We start from the raw sequence: 17,275 nt of genomic DNA, 5'->3' as shown, positions 1-17,275 counted from the left end.
TACCTCTTGTTAACGGAATTCATTAATCAAACACATCATTCCATAAAAAAACATCGCCCCCTTCTCTGAACACACTGCAATTAAGCAATATCTTCAGACAAGAGGGCGATGCGATTTTTACTGCGGTATGTCTGCTAACATTATGACTTCATAACGTTATTGTCAGAGTCGTTTACGACCGGTAAACAAGCTGACCAGGAACAGAATGATACCGACTACGAATACGATTTTTGCAGCCCAGGCAGCTGTACCAGCCAAACCACCAAAACCCAGTGCCGCCGCGATCAACGCGATGATTAGAAAAATAATACCCCAACGAAACATAAGCTTCTCCTTTACCCTATATATTCACTTTGCCAGTTTAAAAAGGTGACACTCCTACTTCCGGTCTGAAGTCTCTGTGTACATTGTCTTGGTGACACTTTATTAGCCGGCAATTACCGGAGATAAAAATCATCACTTACCTAATAAAGATAGTCGGAAAAATGAAAGTGTTAGGGAAAACCAACGCTTATTTTTCAAAATCAATGTTCATAAGTGTTACGAGAGTCTTCTGTCCCGAACAATGTGCAGGAGGTACGTTATATCGTTATATGTTGTTCAAAATATGTCGTTCAAAACTGGCGCCCTGCCCGCGGCGGGACGCCATATACTGCTGTCGTTCTGCCAAATTACGGTGCGACTTTCAGGTCGTTTTTAACGCTTTTCACGCCATCAACGGTCTTCGCAACGCTTTCAGCACGGTCGGACTGTGCCTGGTCTTTCACATCACCGGAAAGCTGTACAACGCCCGCCGTGGTTTCTACTTTCACGTTACGTGAAGGAACGATGTCGTCGGCCAGCAGTTTGGCTTTTACAGAAGCCGTCGTGGCGGAGTCACCGGCGTAGCCTTTCACGCTTTGTTCGCTTTTGTCTTTGGTGTGCAATTTGTCACTGACAGATTTCACGCCTTCAACTTTGGTCGCTGCGGCAACGGCCTGCTCAGCTTCAGCCTGTGAGGCTACGAAGCCGCTCAGGGTCACGACACCGGAAGTGGTGGTCACAGAAATGTCGGTGCTTTTAATGGCTTTATCATCTACCAGTGCACTTTTCACTTTTGCTGTGATGGCGCTGTCGCCCATGTAGTTATCAACTTTCTTCATGGAACTATCGATTTTTGCACCTGCGCTATCAGTTGTGGTTGCGGCCAGAGCGCTACCACTCATCAGTGCAGTACCCAGAACGACGGCCATCATTGAATAGGCAAATTTAGAGTTTTTCATCGATTTCTTCCTTTCAGTTTATGGGCCCTAATCTTGAACCCGGTACGCCACATTATGGTGACGCCTTCTAACAAATTGTATTGCTGCTGTATTTACTTCCTTTGTAGCAGAGTACGTCGTTTTATTCGGGCTTTTCATCGCCTTTCGATATAACACTCTGCTTCGTCACATCTAAGCAGTGCTTTACGCCACTGTTTTGTGAACACACATTTAATATAGTCAAGAATGTCCAAAAGAGTAGAGCGATCGGCGATTACAGGGTCGAATGCAGACAAGTCTTAAGATTTCGCGGGAAATATGGCCGAATTTCGGTCACAAAGGAGAAAAAATGCACAACGGGAAATGTGAGGGGCGTAACAAAACATAAGATAAAATGCATAAAAAAGACGGCACAGTGGCCGTCTTCAGATCAAAAACCCATGCGGGCAAAAAAATTAATGCTCGCGGGTCTTGCGGAATTTCACTTCAGGATAACGCTCAGAAGCCAGATTCAGGTTCACCATCGTCGGGGCGATATACGCTAAGTTATCGCCGCCATCCAGCGCGAGGTTGGTTTCGTTCTTACGTTTGAATTCTTCGAATTTCTTAACGTCGTCACATTCAACCCAGCGGGCGGTGGTCACGTTGACGGATTCGTAAATCGCTTCCACGTTGTATTCGCTTTTCAGGCGCGCGACGACCACTTCGAACTGCAGAACACCTACCGCGCCGACGATCAGATCGTTGTTGGCGATGGGACGGAAGACCTGAACCGCGCCTTCTTCTGACAGCTGAACCAGCCCTTTCAGCAGCTGTTTCTGTTTCAGTGGATCACGCAGACGGATACGACGGAACATTTCAGGGGCAAAGTTAGGGATGCCGGTGAACTTCATGTTCTCACCCTGGGTAAAGGTGTCACCGATCTGAATCGTACCGTGGTTGTGCAGACCAATGATGTCGCCGGGGAACGCTTCTTCGACGTGCGAACGGTCACCGGCCATAAAGGTCAGCGCGTCGGAAATCACCACGTCTTTGCCAGTGCGCACCTGACGCAACTTCATGCCTTTTTCGTATTTACCGGACACCACGCGCATAAACGCCACGCGGTCACGGTGTTTCGGATCCATGTTGGCCTGGATCTTAAACACGAAGCCGGTGAATTTCTCGTCGTCGGCTTTCACTTCGCGCACGTCGGTTTTACGCGGCATCGGGGCAGGCGCCCAGTCCACCAGACCGTCGAGCATGTGATCTACACCGAAGTTACCCAGCGCAGTACCGAAGAAGACCGGCGTCAGTTCACCCGCAAGGAAAGCTTCGTGTTCGAACTCGTGCGATGCGCCCTGCACCAGCTCCAGCTCTTCACGCAGCTGCCTGGCCAGATCTTCACCGACGGCGGCATCCAGCTCAGGATTGTTCAACCCTTTCACCGTGCGCACTTCCTGAATGGTGTGACCTTTACCGGTCTGATACAGATACACTTCGTCTTTATAGAGGTGATAAACCCCTTTGAACAACTTACCGCAGCCGATTGGCCAGGTAATTGGCGAACAGGCGATTTTCAGCTCACGTTCGACTTCATCCATGACTTCCATCGGATCGCGGATATCACGATCGAGTTTGTTCATGAAGGTCAGGATCGGCGTATCGCGCAGACGGGTAACTTCCATCAGCTTGCGGGTACGGTCTTCGACCCCTTTCGCGGCGTCGATTACCATCAGACAGCAGTCGACGGCGGTCAGTGTACGGTAGGTATCTTCGGAGAAGTCTTCATGCCCCGGGGTATCGAGCAGGTTAACCAGACACTCTTTATACGGGAACTGCATCACTGACGTAGTGATGGAGATACCACGCTGTTTTTCCATTTCCATCCAGTCGGATTTGGCATGATGGCTTGAGCCACGGCCTTTTACCGTACCGGCGGTCTGGATAGCGTGTCCGAATAACAGGACTTTTTCAGTAATAGTCGTTTTACCGGCATCGGGGTGAGAGATGATGGCAAATGTGCGGCGCTTAGCCACTTCAAGGGCGTATTCACTTGGAGACATGTTTTTCACGTTTCTGCGGTTGGTCCGCCCTGCATAGGATTTCACATCACGTCAGAAGGACGTCAGGCAAAGCGGTAATAAAAGTTATAGCCAGCTATTTTCACTGATTTAGACGGGATGGGCAATCAATGGTTTTTTTGGGCTATCCCAGCGGCAGCGCCATCATAATGGCGTCTTCGCGGCCTTGTGCGGCAGGATAGTAATTACGACGGATGGAGAGTTCGTTAAAGCCGAGGCTTTCATACAGCGCGATGGCTTTGGTGTTGGAAGCACGCACTTCCAGCCAGAGTGTGAAAACGTCTTTTTTCTCAAGCTGTTGGATGATGTCTTCCAGCAACGTTCGGCCTAAGCCCTGACGCTGGAAAGCCGGATCGATGGCGATATTGAACAGCGTGGCTTCGTCGAGGACGATTTGCGTGATCGCAAAACCGGCCATCTCGTCGCCCTGCATGATTTTGAGATTCAGATAGCGCTCGCCCTGATTGCTGGCCAGAGTGTTTTCCGTCCACGGAAACGCGTGACTGGCCTGTTCAATCTGGAATGCGCGGGGAAGATCAGCGGGCGTCAGGATAGAAATCGGGTTCATTTTCACAAATCTGCTGCCAGAGCGCGCGTTTGGCGCCGGCATCTTGATAAAGCTCGGCCAGAGCCGGGCTGGATAACTGCGTTCCGGCGAGCGTCAGCGGTTCGCTTAAGCCCAGTCGCCAGACATTGCAGCGGGTATCTTCAGGCAACATCGTCACCTGTTCCGGCGTCAGGCGGTAAACCTGCCCGCCGGTGAGCGCCAAACTAAGCAACACGTCGCGCACCAGTGGATCATCTTCAGCGGGCGGTACGTCTGCGACGATCAGTAATTTTGTGTCCGCAGGCAGGCTGACGGCGACTTCGCCCTGCAAAACCGCAGGCCGGCGCAGCGTCCACTGGGTAATGCCCAGCTGTTGTAACAGCGTATCTCTTCTGGATGCCATGCCCGATCCCTGCCCGTTGAATAGCTAAAAAGCCCGGCTATGCTAGCAAACACATCGAACATGCGCCAATAAACCTCTATAATCGCCAGCCAAACCCTGAGGAGCCTTATCCTGATGTCTGCATTAACTCCGGCCAGTGAAGTCATACTGCGCCATAGCGAAGAATTCGAAGGCCGCCGCGTCCTGTTCGCCGGCGACCTGCAAGACAGCTTGCCTGCTGAAATTGACGCCGAAGAAGTCCGCGTCCACACCAACATGTATCACCACTGGCAGATGCTCAGCAAAACCCTGGGCGACAACGTGCAGTTCGGTTTACTCGCCGACGCCGGGCTTATTGCGCCTTGCGATGTGCTGATTTATTACTGGCCGAAGAGCAAGCTCGAAGCCAAGTTCCAGCTGTTCAACCTGCTGTCACAGCTGCCGGTCGGGATCGACGTTTTTGTCATCGGCGAAAACCGCAGCGGCGTTCGTAGCGCGGAAACTACGCTGGAAGGCATTTGTGAAGTCAGCAAAATCGACAGTGCCCGTCGCTGCGGTTTGTATCATGGCCGTCTGGAAAAGCAGCCTGAGTTTGATGCTGATGGCTGGTGGGATGAGTACATGGTCGAGGAAGTGACCATCAAAACCCTGCCGGGCGTCTTCAGCCGTGAAGGTCTGGACAGCGGAAGCCTGTTGCTGATCAATACGTTTGAAGAGCCAGTCAAGGGCAAAGTGCTGGATATCGCCTGTGGTTCCGGCGTTCTGGCGTCTGTGCTGGCAACGTACTCGCCGAAGATGAAAATCACGCTCAGTGATGTGAGCGCAGCCGCTATCGAAGCCAGCCGCGCCACGCTTGCCGCCAATGAACTGGTCGGCGAAGTGATTGCCAGCAATGTCTATTCCGACATTGATGGCCGTTTCGATATGATCATCTCTAATCCCCCGTTCCATGAAGGCCTGCAAACCAGCCTGCATGCGTCCGAACAATTGATCCGTGGCGCAATCAGCCATCTGAACATCGGTGGTGAACTGCGCATTGTGGCTAACGCCTTCCTGCCTTACGCCGCACTGCTCGATGACGCGTTTGGTAGCCACGAAGTGCTGGCACAGAATGGCCGCTTTAAAGTGTACAAAGCCGTTCGTGGTCGCGCACCGCGTGATACGAAAAAGAAAAGACGTTAATCAGCCGTTCACGTGCCTGTGCTGATAAAACGGACAGGTTGATCAGACACTGAGGATGCGCATCATTTCTGTGTTGTAGCGATCCCCTGCTGCCACGCGGAAAGGAAAGACTGCTTCGATCGCCGCGATTTCGGCTTCACTCAGGGAGACATCAAGCGCGGCGATGTTTTCCTCAAGATAATGACGACGTTTGGTGCCAGGGATCGGCACCATGTTCTCACTGCGCGACAATACCCACGCCAGCGCCAGCTGCGACGGTTTCACCCCTTTTTCCTGCGCCAGTTCTCCGATTTTCTCTGCCAGCTGCAAATTTTTCGCAAAGTTATCCCCCTGAAAGCGCGGGCTCGCGAGACGGTAATCATCCGCATCCAGATCATCAACCGAACGGATTTGTCCGGTCAGAAAACCGCGGCCCAGCGGGCTGTAAGGCACAAAACCAATGCCGAGGCGTTCGCATGCGGGAAGGATCTCAGCTTCCACATCGCGCGACCACAGCGAATATTCGGTTTGCAGGGCGGTGATCGGATGAACTGTATTCGCCCGCTCCAGCGTGCTTACTGACACTTCACTCAGCCCGATGTAACGGATCTTTCCTTCACGCACCAGATCCGCCAGCGCACCGACCGTGTCTTCCACCGGTACGGACGGATCAGGGCGATGCTGATAATAAAGATCGATAACGTCAGTGCCCAGACGCTTCAGGCTGCCTTCAACCGACTGGCGGACATAATCCGGATGACCGTTGGTGCCGCGAGCATGGGGATTTGCCGGATCGCGCACAATGCCAAATTTGGTGGCTAAAAAGACTTTATTGCGCCGCCCTTTCAGAAAACGTCCGAGCAACTCCTCATTAGTGTGCGGGCCGTATACGTCGGCGGTGTCGAGCATCGTCACCCCTATCTCCAGCGCACGTTCCAGCGTCGCCAGTGACTCTTTCTCATCCAGACCGGTGGTGTAAAAATCGCTCATGCCCATGCAGCCCAAACCGAGCGCAGAAACCATCGGACCATTTTTTCCAAGCTGACGTTGTTTCATCTGACTTTCCTTATGACATGAAGGGGTAAGTAATGCCATGAAGTGTGATTGTTATTCCGGGAAAGATAAATCAGTGAAAACGTGCAAGACTATTCATCAATCGCGAACAATCCCGGAGACAATATGGATCAGTTTCAGGCAATGAAAATCTTTGTGCGCATCGCCGAGCTGGAAAGTTTTAGCCGCGCGGCTGAAGATCTGGTTCTGCCTCGCGCCACGGTCAGTACCACGCTAAAGCGGCTGGAGCAGCGGCTGGGCGTCCGCCTGTTTTTGCGCACCACCCGTCAGGTGAAAATCACTGAAGAAGGCAAAATTTATTATCAGCGCTGCCTGCATTTACTGGCGGCACTGGAAGAAACTGATGCACTGTTCGCCCATCATCAAATACAGCCCTCGGGCACCGTGCGCATTGATATGCCGCACTCGGTGGCGCGCGAACGGGTGATCCCAGCGCTGAAGGCGTTTTATCAGCGTTACCCGCAGATAAACCTTATTCTCAGTGCCAACGACAACGCCATCAATCTGCTGGACCAGGGTGTGGACTGCGTGGTGCGCGCCTGGCCATCGGAAGACGATAATCTGCAATCCCGCCACCTGACCGACTTAGTGCAGATTACCTGCGCGTCTCCGGCGTATCTGACACAGTTCGGTACACCACTCACGCTTGCCGATCTCGGCTCGCATCACGCCGTCGGCTACTTTTTCGCACATCAGCGGCCTGAAACGCATCTCGAATTTATTGCGGACGGTGCGACGGAAAAAATTCATCTCAACAGCGTACTGACTGTCAGCGGTGCTGACGCCTACGTCGCGGCGGGGAAAGCAGGCTTTGGGTTGATTCAGGTGTCGAAGCTGGCGGTTGAGCAGGAACTGGCGCTGGACGCGCTGATTGAAGTGCTGCCGGAACTCCTGCCACCGCCGATGCCGCTGTACATCATGTACCCGCCTGGCCGTTTTCTGGCACCGCGTATCCGCGTGCTGCTGGACTGGTTGATCGCGCTGTTTTCAGCACAGGGTTGTGCTGTGGAGCAAAAGGGCCTTCATGGAAAGATTGTTGAATAAACCATCAATTAACCTGATGAAAATATCACCCATTGATCTATTCACCGTGGATATGGTGTTTTTTACATCAAACGTCCGGAATGGGGGAAATAACTGTTGACGCCTGTGGGAAAATCTCTAGAATTCGCCCCCGTGGTTGTGTTACTTGCTGATGACATTCTGATGAATGGATCGACACAGTAATCAATTGGAACGCGATGGTGGCGGAATTGGTAGACGCGCTAGCTTCAGGTGTTAGTGTCCTTTGGATGTGAGGGTTCGAGTCCCTCCCTTCGCACCAATACAATCACGAGATTTATATTGCACGGCACGGTAAGCGATGGTGGCGGAATTGGTAGACGCGCTAGCTTCAGGTGTTAGTGTCCTTTGGATGTGAGGGTTCGAGTCCCTCCCTTCGCACCAAACCGGTGATATAAATCAGCAGTAAGCAGAATTCATCTGTGCGAAGGTGGCGGAATTGGTAGACGCGCTAGCTTCAGGTGTTAGTGTTCTTACGGACGTGAGGGTTCAAGTCCCTCTCTTCGCACCACATGAATTTGTTCTTCCGCTTTTCCTTCCTGCATTAACTCTCTCGTTTTCAAAAAGTAAAAAATCCCTGCGGCTTTGTTGTGTTTTCTGTTTTTCATTTCGCTCGTTCCTTTTCAATAACAATCACTTATTGCTTGTCTCATTTCACTATAGACTAAAATTCAACGTCACAGCGGCCAGACCGCCTGCCAGCGCCATAAATGAAGGCAAAAGCATATAGTGGCGTAACGTCCGGTGGAACAGCATCCCCAGCGTGATCAGCATCGCGACCACGACCAGTACGCGTAACTGATCCAGGGTCATATGCGCCATCGCCAGCAATGGCATCAGCGCGCAAGGCAACAGCACACCCCAGCCGCTGGTCAGACGCTTACCCAGCATCCACACAACCGCCCAGATCCCACATGCCATGACAATCGCCGGTATCATATCCCTGCTCCTAATAATGATAATGAGAACTAATATCATATAGGATTTTTTCTCATTTACCACCTATTTACAGCGCGCTGCCTCGTGGAGGTGACACTTACAGATAAAAGTGCTAATTTTAAGGCCGTAAAAAAGTATTCATGACCGACAATATTCATAGAAATCTAATAATTACGTATCACAACCATTAGCCTGCCGGCAAAGAAATAATAGCGGCATAGGGCGATAAGATTTTTTATCTTTTCAGACCAACAACACACGCAAAATAGAGTAAATTTGATGATATCTCATTCCTATGATGAGTTGCTAAAAAGCAAACATCGACTGGCTATGTTGTTATTCTTTTTTTTAAATAGTGCCACTGCGCTATTTTCTATGGTTTATCCTCCGGAGAAAGCGACGTCGGTTCCCGCCCCGCTGGTGATTATTTTTGTGCTTTGCTTTGCCGGATTAGTATTCTCTTTTTTCTCAAAGAAAAATTACTCAGCCCATCTGAATGTATGCTCGATAATTGTCGGATTATTTTGGGCATGGCTCATTGCATTACGGTTTCAGGAAATTGGCGAAGTGGATAAAAACTATCTCCTGGTCAGTTTGCTCAGTATTTTCTTTATCAGCGCTATTGCGCTGTCAGATAATTTTCTCGCTTTTTGCCTCCACGCAGTACCAGCGACGCTGTGCGTCGTCTTTTTGGATGATTTTCAGCACGTTGGCCGCATTTTATTCACCGTCTCACTGCCGCTGATCGGCCTGTGGTTGCACCATCTGATGCTGCGCCGCAGTGATGAATTCACCCGCAGGATGCTGTCGAATCTCTACAGTGAACGGGAAAAGTTTAGCGATCTCAGCATGCTGGATCCGCTCACCGGACTTTACAACCGGCGCGGGCTGCAAAACAAGCTGGAGACGCTGTTCAGTCAGGCCTCGGGCCATTACGTGATGCTGCTCGATATCGATCACTTCAAGGCCTATAACGACAACTACGGCCACACCATGGGGGATCAGGCGCTGGTGCGGGTGTCGGCGGCGATCCGCGACGCCGTGCGGTCACGGGATGTCGTCGTACGCTACGGTGGCGAGGAGTTTCTGGTGCTGATGTCCAACGTGAAACAGGAACACGCCGTACGCATGGCCGAACGAATTCAGAATAAAGTGCTGGCGCTGAATATCCCGCATCTTTTTAATGCTGAAGTCTCCACGCATGTCACGGTGAGTGCCGGGCTGGCTGCGCTTGAGGACGGTAACTTTATTCATGCATTAGGTCAGGCCGATGTTTCGCTGTATAACGCCAAAAACAGTGGCCGTAATAAAATATTCTATGCGTGGGAAGCAACTGAAAAATCACAAACATTGAGCGAAGAAAAATTGGCCTGAAAGTAACATTAATAACAATGCGTTTATTGTTATTAATGTTATCCCTCTGACATTGATAGCTCATTCATATTTTTCAGTAACGGTAATGCATTCATATTTCCTGCATAACCATTCAAATTTCAGACAAAAGAGGGAAGACTAACAGATAAGATCCCCGTTAAAGTCACTGGCAGAAGTCACTTTTCTTTTTCTTGTTTTATCCCCCCCTGACCCGCGGTAAATAATGTTTAGTAAAGATATTCCTATAGCATTAAAAATTCGGCCTGCCCTGCGCCTTCAAACCCCTTTTTTATTTTTCCCGCACCCAGGCAACAAGCCCTAATTTATTGTTTTAAATCGACATTAGGGTTTCGTATCCAATAGTGAAGTGCCTTGTCCTATCTTGCGATACCTGTCTGAGAGGTAAAACGTTGCCGGTAATCGCGCGGTGATACGCCACAGGCGCGGTTAAATACCACCGAGAAGTAATTACTGTCATCAAAGCCACACTCCGCCGCCACATCACTGATGGTCATATTGCCATAGCGCAGCAGACTCATCGCCCGGCAGATCCGCAACTGACGCAGGTAGTGGGTCACGCTCATGCCGGTGTGCTGCTTAAATAGCGCCCTTAAAGCACGGGGGTTAAGCTGATGCTGGCGACAAAACGTCTCCAGATGGAAAGGCTCGGCGATCCCCGCCCGCAGCGCCATGAGCAGTAAATCCAGCTGATGGGCATCGGGCAGTACGCCGCTGTCTGGCTGATGACGAAAACGCAGCAGCAAAAGTGAAAGCTGCATCAGCAGGGCTTCACTCAGTTGTATGGAAAGCGGCTCCGACTTCATGCACTCCTTCGCCAGCTCATCGACCTTGTCACGCAGCACCGACATTCCCAGCGTGCTCAGCCGCCAGTAGCGTTGATCCTGCGCAGAGTGCTCGCCAGGCAACAGTTGCGCCCAGTCTGCGGCCAGCCGGAAACGTTCGCGACAATAAAGCACGTTATCCAGCGCCAGCATATTGACGGACTCATAGCTGTGACGATCTTTGGCGTTGATATAAAACAGGTCGCCACAGGTGATGGGATAAGGGATGTCATTCCAGATGTGTACGCCGTTGCCGCGCCAGACAATCACCAGCTCGTCGAAATCATGATCGTGGCTGGGGAAATCCGCCTGCGGATGGCGTTCGGCCACCACCACGGAGTTCATTCCGGTCAGAAAGAAGTCATTTTTATTCAATTTCAGCGACATAGCAGCAATCTCAAACCCGTTTGACAACAAAATAAACGAGGCGGCTCAGGCACGCATTGCCATGAGCCGCGAGAGGTGTCGCTTAACGTAACTGGTCACGCATGAGTTTTGGCGACACCGAAAATTCCCGACGGAACTGCGTCGAAAAGTGGTTACTGTCACTGAACCCGCAGGCATAGGCAATATCGGTAATACTTTGATCGCTATGATGTAAACGCCGGCGCGCCTCAAGCAGGCGCAGACGGTTCAGATACCGCTGCGGCGTCAGACCGGTGTAATGCTTCATCTGCCGGTGCAGGGTGCGCAGCGCCAGAGAAAAACGTTCGGCGGCCTCGGTCCAGTTAACTTCCTCACTGTAATGTGACTGGAGCCATTGCAAAAGTTGATTGACCTTGTTTTCAGAGGTGTCTCGCAATTGTGGCTGGAAACAGTCCTGATACAGCAGGATCAACAGCTGTAAAAACAGGCTTTCGCGCGTGGCGATATGTTCCATCTCAATGCTGTCTGGCAATGCTTCCAGCTGCGCGATGCACTCCAGCACCTGCGCCAGAACATGTGGGCTGAGCTGCCAGTGAATTTGCGACTGATAATGATGTTCCTGTGGCAGAAAATGGCCGACGTCCTGAATAAACCGGAATGCTTTGGGTGAGCGGAACAACACGTTGGTGAGACGCAAATTCTCCACGTTTTCAAACAAGTGGTGATCGCTGGCACGCACAAAACAGACTGTACCGGCGGTCAGTGTATAGGGATGGTCATTAAAGATGTGCACGCCTGAGCCGCTTTCCACCAGCATAATTTCGTGGAAATCGTGGTAGTGCTCCGGAAATACGCTTTGCGGAAGACGTCGCTCGACCGTCACAGTCAGCTCGGGTGCCGCAAAATAATCATCACCCTTCAGTAACGTCATTTATCGCCTCCGGTTTGGGAGATTCATCATTCATCGTGAAACAACCCTACCCTGCGCCCGGCGTTCTTACCTTCAAACCGCAGCGTAAAAAACGGCATAACCGGTCATTTTTTTAAGATTCACCCCGCTGTGATGCGGATCTGCGGCAAAGATCACAAAGGCCGCTTACGCGTTACCCGGCGTTTTCATCGCAAGGTCCGATAAGGCTTTGAGCTGAAGTGTGATCTGCCTCGCATCTACCTTTTTGATGCTGCCATCCCGCTAAAACCCGTGGCAATCACCGGAAGGTGCGCCCGAAAAGCCTCCCCTACACTGGGCAGCATATTCAATAAGGAATGGCTGCTATGAGAACCCACCATCTTGCCGCTATTGATCTCGGCGCTTCCAGCGGCCGCGTCATGCTGGCCACGTTTACCCGCCAGGAACCTGATTCAGCGGCCACGCTGACGCTGAAAGAAATTCATCGTTTCCCGAATAACCTGACGCGCATTGATGGCAAGGATACGTGGGATCTGGATGATCTCGAGAAGCACATTCTGGAAGGATTAAACCGTCTGGACGCTTCCGGTATTCCCCTCGACGGCATCGGTATTGATACCTGGGGCGTGGATTTCGTGTTGCTCGATGAACAAGGCCAGCGGGTGGGTCCGGCGGTGGCGTATCGCGACAGCCGCACCGACGGTGTGATGGCGCGGATGGAAAAGCTGATTGGCCGCCACGTGATTTACCAGAAAACCGGCATCCAGTTCATGCCTTTTAATACACTGTATCAGCTGAGGGCGCTGACCGAACAACAACCTGAAATCGCGAGTAAAGCCGCGCATCTGCTGATGATTCCAGACTATTTTCTCTTTCGTCTTACCGGCCAGCTCAACTGGGAATACACCAACGCCAGCACTACGCAAATGCTCAATATCACCACCGGCGACTGGGATGAAGACCTGTTGAATCTGGCGGGTGTTCCGCGCCGCTGGCTGCAAAAACCCACTCAGCCAGGCGACTCTCCCGGCCTCTGGCACAGCCCGCGCGGGCGCAGCGTGCCCGTTTTCAGCGTCGCCACGCATGACACCGCCAGTGCCGTCGTTGCGGCACCGCTCACCAGTTCCCACAGCGCCTACCTCAGCTCCGGCACCTGGTCGCTGATGGGCATCGAAAGCCCGAAAGCGTTCAATCACGCGGAGGCGTTACACGACAACATCACTAATGAAGGCGGCATCAATGACAGTTTTCGCGTGCTGCGTAACATCATGGGATTGTGGCTTTTTCAGCGCGTTTGCCGCGAACTGAATATTCAGGATTTGCCTTCGCTCATCACGCTGGCGAAGAACGTCCCGCCGTTTACCTACCTTATCAACCCGAACGAAGACCGCTTTATTAATCCGCCGTCGATGGTCAGCGCCATTCGCGAAGCCTGTCAGCAGGCGGGCGAGGCGGTACCTGAATCACCGGCCGAACTGGCACGCTGTATTTTCGACAGCCTCGCCATGCTGTATCGAAAAATTGCGCTACAGCTGGCGGATTTGCAGGGCGCGCCGCTGGAAGACATTCACATTGTCGGCGGCGGAAGTCAGAACCAGTTTCTTAATCAGCTGTGCGCCGATGTCTGTCAGGTCAACGTCAGCGCCGGGCCGGTGGAAGCCTCCACGCTCGGCAATATCGGCTGCCAGCTGATGGCGCTCGGCGCTGTCAAAGACACCGCTGAATTTCGCCGCATCGTCGCCACGAACTTCGAGCAACACCATTATCTTCCCCGTATTCACGCGGATTTCGCTATTCACTGGCGCCGTTTTGAGGCGCTCTGTCACGTCAATGAGGAGCTCGCAGTATGACTTCATCAATCGATCACGCATGGACGCTTGCTAAAGAACGCTTTGCGCAGCTGGGCATTGATGCCGAAGCCGCAATCAAACAACTCGATACCCTGCCGGTTTCCATTCATTGCTGGCAGGGGGATGACGTCGCGGGATTTGAGAACCCGGAAGGCGGGCTGACCGGCGGGATCCAGGCCACCGGCAACTACCCCGGCAAAGCGCGAAACGCGCAGCAGCTGCGCGCCGATTTAGAACTGGCGATCTCCATGATCCCCGGCCCTAACCGCCTGAACCTGCACGCCATTTATCTTGAATCCGACAAACCCGTTGCACGCAATGAAATCGAACCGAAACATTTTACCGGCTGGGTAGACTGGGCGAAGAAGAACAAGTTGGGTCTGGATTTCAACCCCTCGTGCTTCTCGCATCCGATGAGCGCCGACGGATTCACGCTGTCGAGCGCCAATCCGCAAGTACGCCAGTTCTGGATCGAACATTGTCAGGCCAGCCGCCGCGTCTCCGCCTCGTTTGGCCGCGCACTGGGCACGCCGTCGGTGATGAACATCTGGGTGCCGGACGGCATGAAAGACGTCACCGTCGACCGTCTGGCTCCGCGCCAGCGCCTGATGAGCGCGCTGGATGAAGTGATTGCCGAGAAGTTTGATCTCAGCGAACACATCGACGCCGTCGAAAGTAAGCTGTTTGGCATCGGTTCGGAAAGCTACACCGTTGGCTCCAACGAATTCTATCTTGGCTACGCCGCCAGCCGTGGCACCGCACTGTGCCTCGATGCAGGCCATTTCCATCCGACCGAAGTCATCTCCGACAAAATTTCTGCCGCGATGCTGTATGTGCCACGTCTGTTGCTGCACGTCAGCCGCCCGGTGCGCTGGGACAGCGATCACGTCGTGCTGCTCGATGATGAAACGCAGGCTATCGCCAGCGAAATCGTGCGCCATAACCTGTTCGACCGCGTTCACATCGGGCTGGATTTCTTCGACGCCTCGATAAACCGCATCGCCGCCTGGGTGATCGGCACACGCAACATGAAAAAAGCGCTGCTCAAAGCCCTGCTTGAGCCGACTGATTTACTGAAAAAACTGGAAGTGGAAGGCGACTACACCGCACGCCTGGCGCTTCTGGAAGAACAAAAATCGCTGCCGTGGCAGGCAGTCTGGGACATGTATTGCCAGCGCCACGACGTGCCGGTCGGCGGTCAGTGGCTGGATGCCGTCCGCCATTATGAAACCAGCGTGCTGTCAAAACGCTGATCCATGCCTTATCGCAACGCCGAAACGCATTCACCTTATTTGCAGGAAAGTTCAGATGAAAACATTGTTTAGCTCGTGGTTTGTACAAGGCATGGTCAAAGCGACCACCGATATGTGGCTGAAAGGTTGGGATGAGCGCAACGGCGGTAACGTCAGCATGCGTCTGTTGCCGGAAGACGTGGCCCCATACAAAAATGATTTTTATGCCCAGCCGCGCCGCGTTGAACTGACGCAGCACGCGCCGGATCTGGCAAACGAATACTTTATCGTGACCGGTTCCGGTAAGTTCTTTCGCAATGTGCAACTCGCTCCTTCCGAAGCGCTGACAGTTATCCAGCTCGATGACAAAGGCGCCAGCTACAACATCCTTTGGGGGCTGACCGCCGGCGGATTACCAACGTCAGAACTGGCGTCACATCTGCAATCTCACGCGGTGCGTAAACGCGTCACCCAAGGTCAGGATCGCGTGATCATGCACTGCCACGCCACCAACCTGATCGCACTGACCTACGTGCTGGAACTCGACAGCGCCAAGATCACCCGCAAGCTGTGGGAATGCAGCACCGAATGTCTGGTGGTATTCCCGGACGGCGTCGGCATTGTGCCGTGGATGGTGCCGGGCACCGACGGCATCGGCGCGGCGACCTCCGATCAGATGCAGCATCACAGTCTGGTGTTGTGGGCGTTCCACGGCATCTTCGGCTGCGGCCCGACGCTCGACGATGCTTTTGGCCTGATCGATACCGCCGAAAAATCCGCGGAGATTCTAGTTAAAGTGATCTCCATGGGCGGCATGAAACAGACTATCCAGACCGATGAACTGATTGCCCTCGGCAAACGTTTTGACGTCACCCCTTTCGAAGCGGCATTAAAAGCCTGATCCGGCGGATCCTGCTCCGGAAAATATAAATCCTGCACGGGGAACAAAGGATGTTCCCCGTAGCAAGAACTGGCAAAGACCCTGGAGCATCGCCACACAGAACATCAGTTCTATTTACTCACAGAGGGATTTTTATGAGTTTTATGTTGGCACTTCCTAAAATCAGCCTTCACGGCCAGGGCGCAATCGACGATATGGTGGCGATGCTGGCGAACAAAGATCACGGCAAAGCGCTGATCGTCACCGACGGTCAGTTAGTCGAACTCGGTCTGCTCGATGGCTTATTCTCCGCACTCAAAAATGTCGGGTTACCTTACGCGCTCTTCGGTGGGGTCGTTCCCAATCCAACCTCAGAAATTGTCGATGAAGGTTTCCGCCTGTATCGCGAAAATCACTGTGATTATCTGATCGCCTTCGGCGGCGGCAGCCCGATTGATACCGCCAAAGGCATCAAAATTCTGACCGCCAATCCGGGACCGGTCACGCGCTATTCCGGTGTTGGAAACGTCACCAGGCCGGGCGTCTTTCTGGTGGCGATCAACACGACCGCCGGGACAGCCGCCGAACTCACCAGCAATGCGGTGATCATCGACAGCCAGCGTCAGGTGAAAGAAGTCATTATCGACGTCAGTCTGATCCCGGATATCGCGGTGGACGATCCGTCGATTATGCTCAAGATCCCGGCGGACGTAACCGCCGCGACGGGTATGGATGCGCTTACCCACGCTATCGAAGCTTATGTCTCTGTCGGTGCACATCCGCTGACTGACCCGACGGCACTGGCGGCGATTTCGACCATCACCCAATGGCTGCCGAAAGCGGTCGAGCACGGTGATGACATCGAAGCACGCGAAAAAATGGCGCAGGGACAATACCTGGCGGGCATGGCGTTTAACAGCGCTGGTCTGGGGTTAGTTCACGCGATGGCGCATCAGCCGGGGGCGACGCACAACCTGCCGCACGGCGTTTGCAATGCCATTTTGCTGCCGGTGGTAGAAGAGTTTAACCGTGCGTGCGCACCGCAGCGCTTTGCCGATATTGCCCGCGCGATGGGCGTACATACGCAAAGTATCAGCGAAACGCAGGCCAGCATCGGGGCGGTCGAGGCTATCCGTGCATTGTCTAAACGCGTAGGGATCCCATGCGGTTTCAGGGAGCTGGGAATTGTGGAAGCGGATATCGAAAACTGGCTCGATAAAGCGCTGGCCGACCCGTGCCTGCCGTGCAATCCAAGAACACCAACGCGGGAAGAAGTGCGTGAGCTATATTTGAAAGCGATGTAATTTTTTTGCTCCTCCCCCTGCGAAGGGGGAGGAGCAGTCCAACCAGGA

At 52.9% G+C, this 17,275-nt stretch carries 17 protein-coding genes and 3 tRNA genes; 10 read left to right on the top strand and 10 right to left on the bottom strand.

The features are described 5' to 3' along the window. Positions 1-162: 162 nt before the first annotated feature. From ACMHLI_RS00280 to ACMHLI_RS00260, 5 genes are all read right to left on the bottom strand, one after another. Entirely contained in the window at positions 163-324 is a 162-nt protein-coding gene (locus ACMHLI_RS00280; protein ID WP_013577105.1) for a DUF1328 domain-containing protein, read from the bottom strand. A 347-nt stretch (positions 325-671) separates the two neighbouring features. Continuing rightward, positions 672-1,262: a molecular chaperone OsmY gene (osmY, locus tag ACMHLI_RS00275; RefSeq protein WP_112168170.1), complete on the bottom strand. Its 591-nt coding sequence runs from the start codon at positions 1,260-1,262 to the stop codon at positions 672-674. A 434-nt stretch (positions 1,263-1,696) separates the two neighbouring features. Continuing rightward, entirely contained in the window at positions 1,697-3,286 is a 1,590-nt protein-coding gene (gene prfC / locus ACMHLI_RS00270) for a peptide chain release factor 3 (protein ID WP_413527757.1), read from the bottom strand. A gap of 142 nt (positions 3,287-3,428) precedes the next feature. Further along, positions 3,429-3,872, bottom strand: coding sequence for a ribosomal protein S18-alanine N-acetyltransferase (gene rimI / locus ACMHLI_RS00265; RefSeq protein ID WP_413527756.1), 444 nt, complete (start codon positions 3,870-3,872; stop codon positions 3,429-3,431). Beyond that, the gene (locus ACMHLI_RS00260) at positions 3,841-4,254 is read right to left on the bottom strand and encodes a DNA polymerase III subunit psi (protein WP_413527755.1); all 414 of its coding nucleotides are present in this window, start codon (positions 4,252-4,254) and stop codon (positions 3,841-3,843) included. Before ACMHLI_RS00260 ends, rimI begins: the two co-directional genes overlap by 32 nt. Before the next feature lie 114 nt (positions 4,255-4,368). On the opposite strand from ACMHLI_RS00260, the gene rsmC reads away from it, so the two are divergent. Next, on the top strand, positions 4,369-5,415 hold the full coding sequence (gene rsmC / locus ACMHLI_RS00255; RefSeq protein ID WP_413527754.1) for a 16S rRNA (guanine(1207)-N(2))-methyltransferase RsmC: 1,047 nt from the start codon (positions 4,369-4,371) through the stop codon (positions 5,413-5,415). 42 nt (positions 5,416-5,457) lie between these two features. Here rsmC and ACMHLI_RS00250 read toward each other — a convergent pair whose 3' ends face one another. Next, a complete protein-coding gene (locus ACMHLI_RS00250; RefSeq protein ID WP_413527753.1) occupies positions 5,458-6,450 on the bottom strand; it encodes an aldo/keto reductase in 993 nt (330 codons plus the stop codon). A gap of 123 nt (positions 6,451-6,573) precedes the next feature. On the opposite strand from ACMHLI_RS00250, the gene ACMHLI_RS00245 reads away from it, so the two are divergent. The 4 genes from ACMHLI_RS00245 to ACMHLI_RS00230 all read left to right on the top strand — a co-directional run bounded on the left by ACMHLI_RS00245 (position 6,574) and on the right by ACMHLI_RS00230 (position 8,041). Further along, entirely contained in the window at positions 6,574-7,512 is a 939-nt protein-coding gene (locus ACMHLI_RS00245; protein ID WP_413527752.1) for a LysR substrate-binding domain-containing protein, read from the top strand. 194 nt (positions 7,513-7,706) lie between these two features. Beyond that, positions 7,707-7,792: transfer RNA gene (locus tag ACMHLI_RS00240), tRNA-Leu, on the top strand. A 36-nt stretch (positions 7,793-7,828) separates the two neighbouring features. Then, positions 7,829-7,914 (top strand) — tRNA-Leu (locus ACMHLI_RS00235). A 40-nt stretch (positions 7,915-7,954) separates the two neighbouring features. Then, positions 7,955-8,041: transfer RNA gene (locus tag ACMHLI_RS00230), tRNA-Leu, on the top strand. Here the strand turns inward: ACMHLI_RS00230 and ACMHLI_RS00225 are convergent. Next, the gene (locus tag ACMHLI_RS00225; protein ID WP_274611815.1) at positions 8,004-8,138 is read right to left on the bottom strand and encodes a hypothetical protein; all 135 of its coding nucleotides are present in this window, start codon (positions 8,136-8,138) and stop codon (positions 8,004-8,006) included. The two genes, ACMHLI_RS00230 and ACMHLI_RS00225, sit on opposite strands and share 38 nt — an antisense overlap. 49 nt (positions 8,139-8,187) lie before the next feature. Beyond that, complete coding sequence (locus ACMHLI_RS00220) at positions 8,188-8,469, bottom strand: DUF1435 domain-containing protein (RefSeq protein WP_413527751.1); 282 nt, start codon at positions 8,467-8,469, stop codon at positions 8,188-8,190. Positions 8,470-8,748: 279 nt separating this feature from the next. On the opposite strand from ACMHLI_RS00220, the gene ACMHLI_RS00215 reads away from it, so the two are divergent. Further along, a complete protein-coding gene (locus ACMHLI_RS00215; RefSeq protein ID WP_413527750.1) occupies positions 8,749-9,843 on the top strand; it encodes a GGDEF domain-containing protein in 1,095 nt (364 codons plus the stop codon). 377 nt (positions 9,844-10,220) lie between these two features. Here the strand turns inward: ACMHLI_RS00215 and rhaR are convergent, their stop codons facing one another. Further along, complete coding sequence (gene rhaR, locus ACMHLI_RS00210) at positions 10,221-11,072, bottom strand: HTH-type transcriptional activator RhaR (protein WP_413527749.1); 852 nt, start codon at positions 11,070-11,072, stop codon at positions 10,221-10,223. An 82-nt stretch (positions 11,073-11,154) separates the two neighbouring features. Further along, the gene (gene rhaS, locus ACMHLI_RS00205; RefSeq protein ID WP_213051412.1) at positions 11,155-11,982 is read right to left on the bottom strand and encodes an HTH-type transcriptional activator RhaS; all 828 of its coding nucleotides are present in this window, start codon (positions 11,980-11,982) and stop codon (positions 11,155-11,157) included. Between the two features lie 344 nt (positions 11,983-12,326). Between rhaS and rhaB the strand changes: the two genes are divergently transcribed. From rhaB to fucO, 4 genes are all read left to right on the top strand, one after another. After that, positions 12,327-13,811: a rhamnulokinase gene (gene rhaB, locus ACMHLI_RS00200; protein ID WP_413527748.1), complete on the top strand. Its 1,485-nt coding sequence runs from the start codon at positions 12,327-12,329 to the stop codon at positions 13,809-13,811. Beyond that, entirely contained in the window at positions 13,808-15,064 is a 1,257-nt protein-coding gene (locus ACMHLI_RS00195; protein ID WP_213051413.1) for an L-rhamnose isomerase, read from the top strand. The genes rhaB and ACMHLI_RS00195 overlap by 4 nt, the downstream gene beginning before the upstream one ends. A gap of 55 nt (positions 15,065-15,119) precedes the next feature. Then, a complete protein-coding gene (rhaD, locus tag ACMHLI_RS00190) occupies positions 15,120-15,944 on the top strand; it encodes a rhamnulose-1-phosphate aldolase (RefSeq protein ID WP_413527747.1) in 825 nt (274 codons plus the stop codon). Between the two features lie 134 nt (positions 15,945-16,078). Then, positions 16,079-17,227: a lactaldehyde reductase gene (gene fucO, locus ACMHLI_RS00185; protein ID WP_413527746.1), complete on the top strand. Its 1,149-nt coding sequence runs from the start codon at positions 16,079-16,081 to the stop codon at positions 17,225-17,227. The last annotated feature ends 48 nt before the right edge of the window (positions 17,228-17,275 follow it).

Origin of the sequence: Rahnella inusitata (genome assembly GCF_965118895.1) — a bacterium.
Taxonomy (GTDB): Bacteria; Pseudomonadota; Gammaproteobacteria; order Enterobacterales; family Enterobacteriaceae; genus Rahnella; species Rahnella inusitata_A.
Note: the sequence above shows the minus strand (reverse complement) of the source record. Positions and strands in the feature narration are given on the sequence as shown.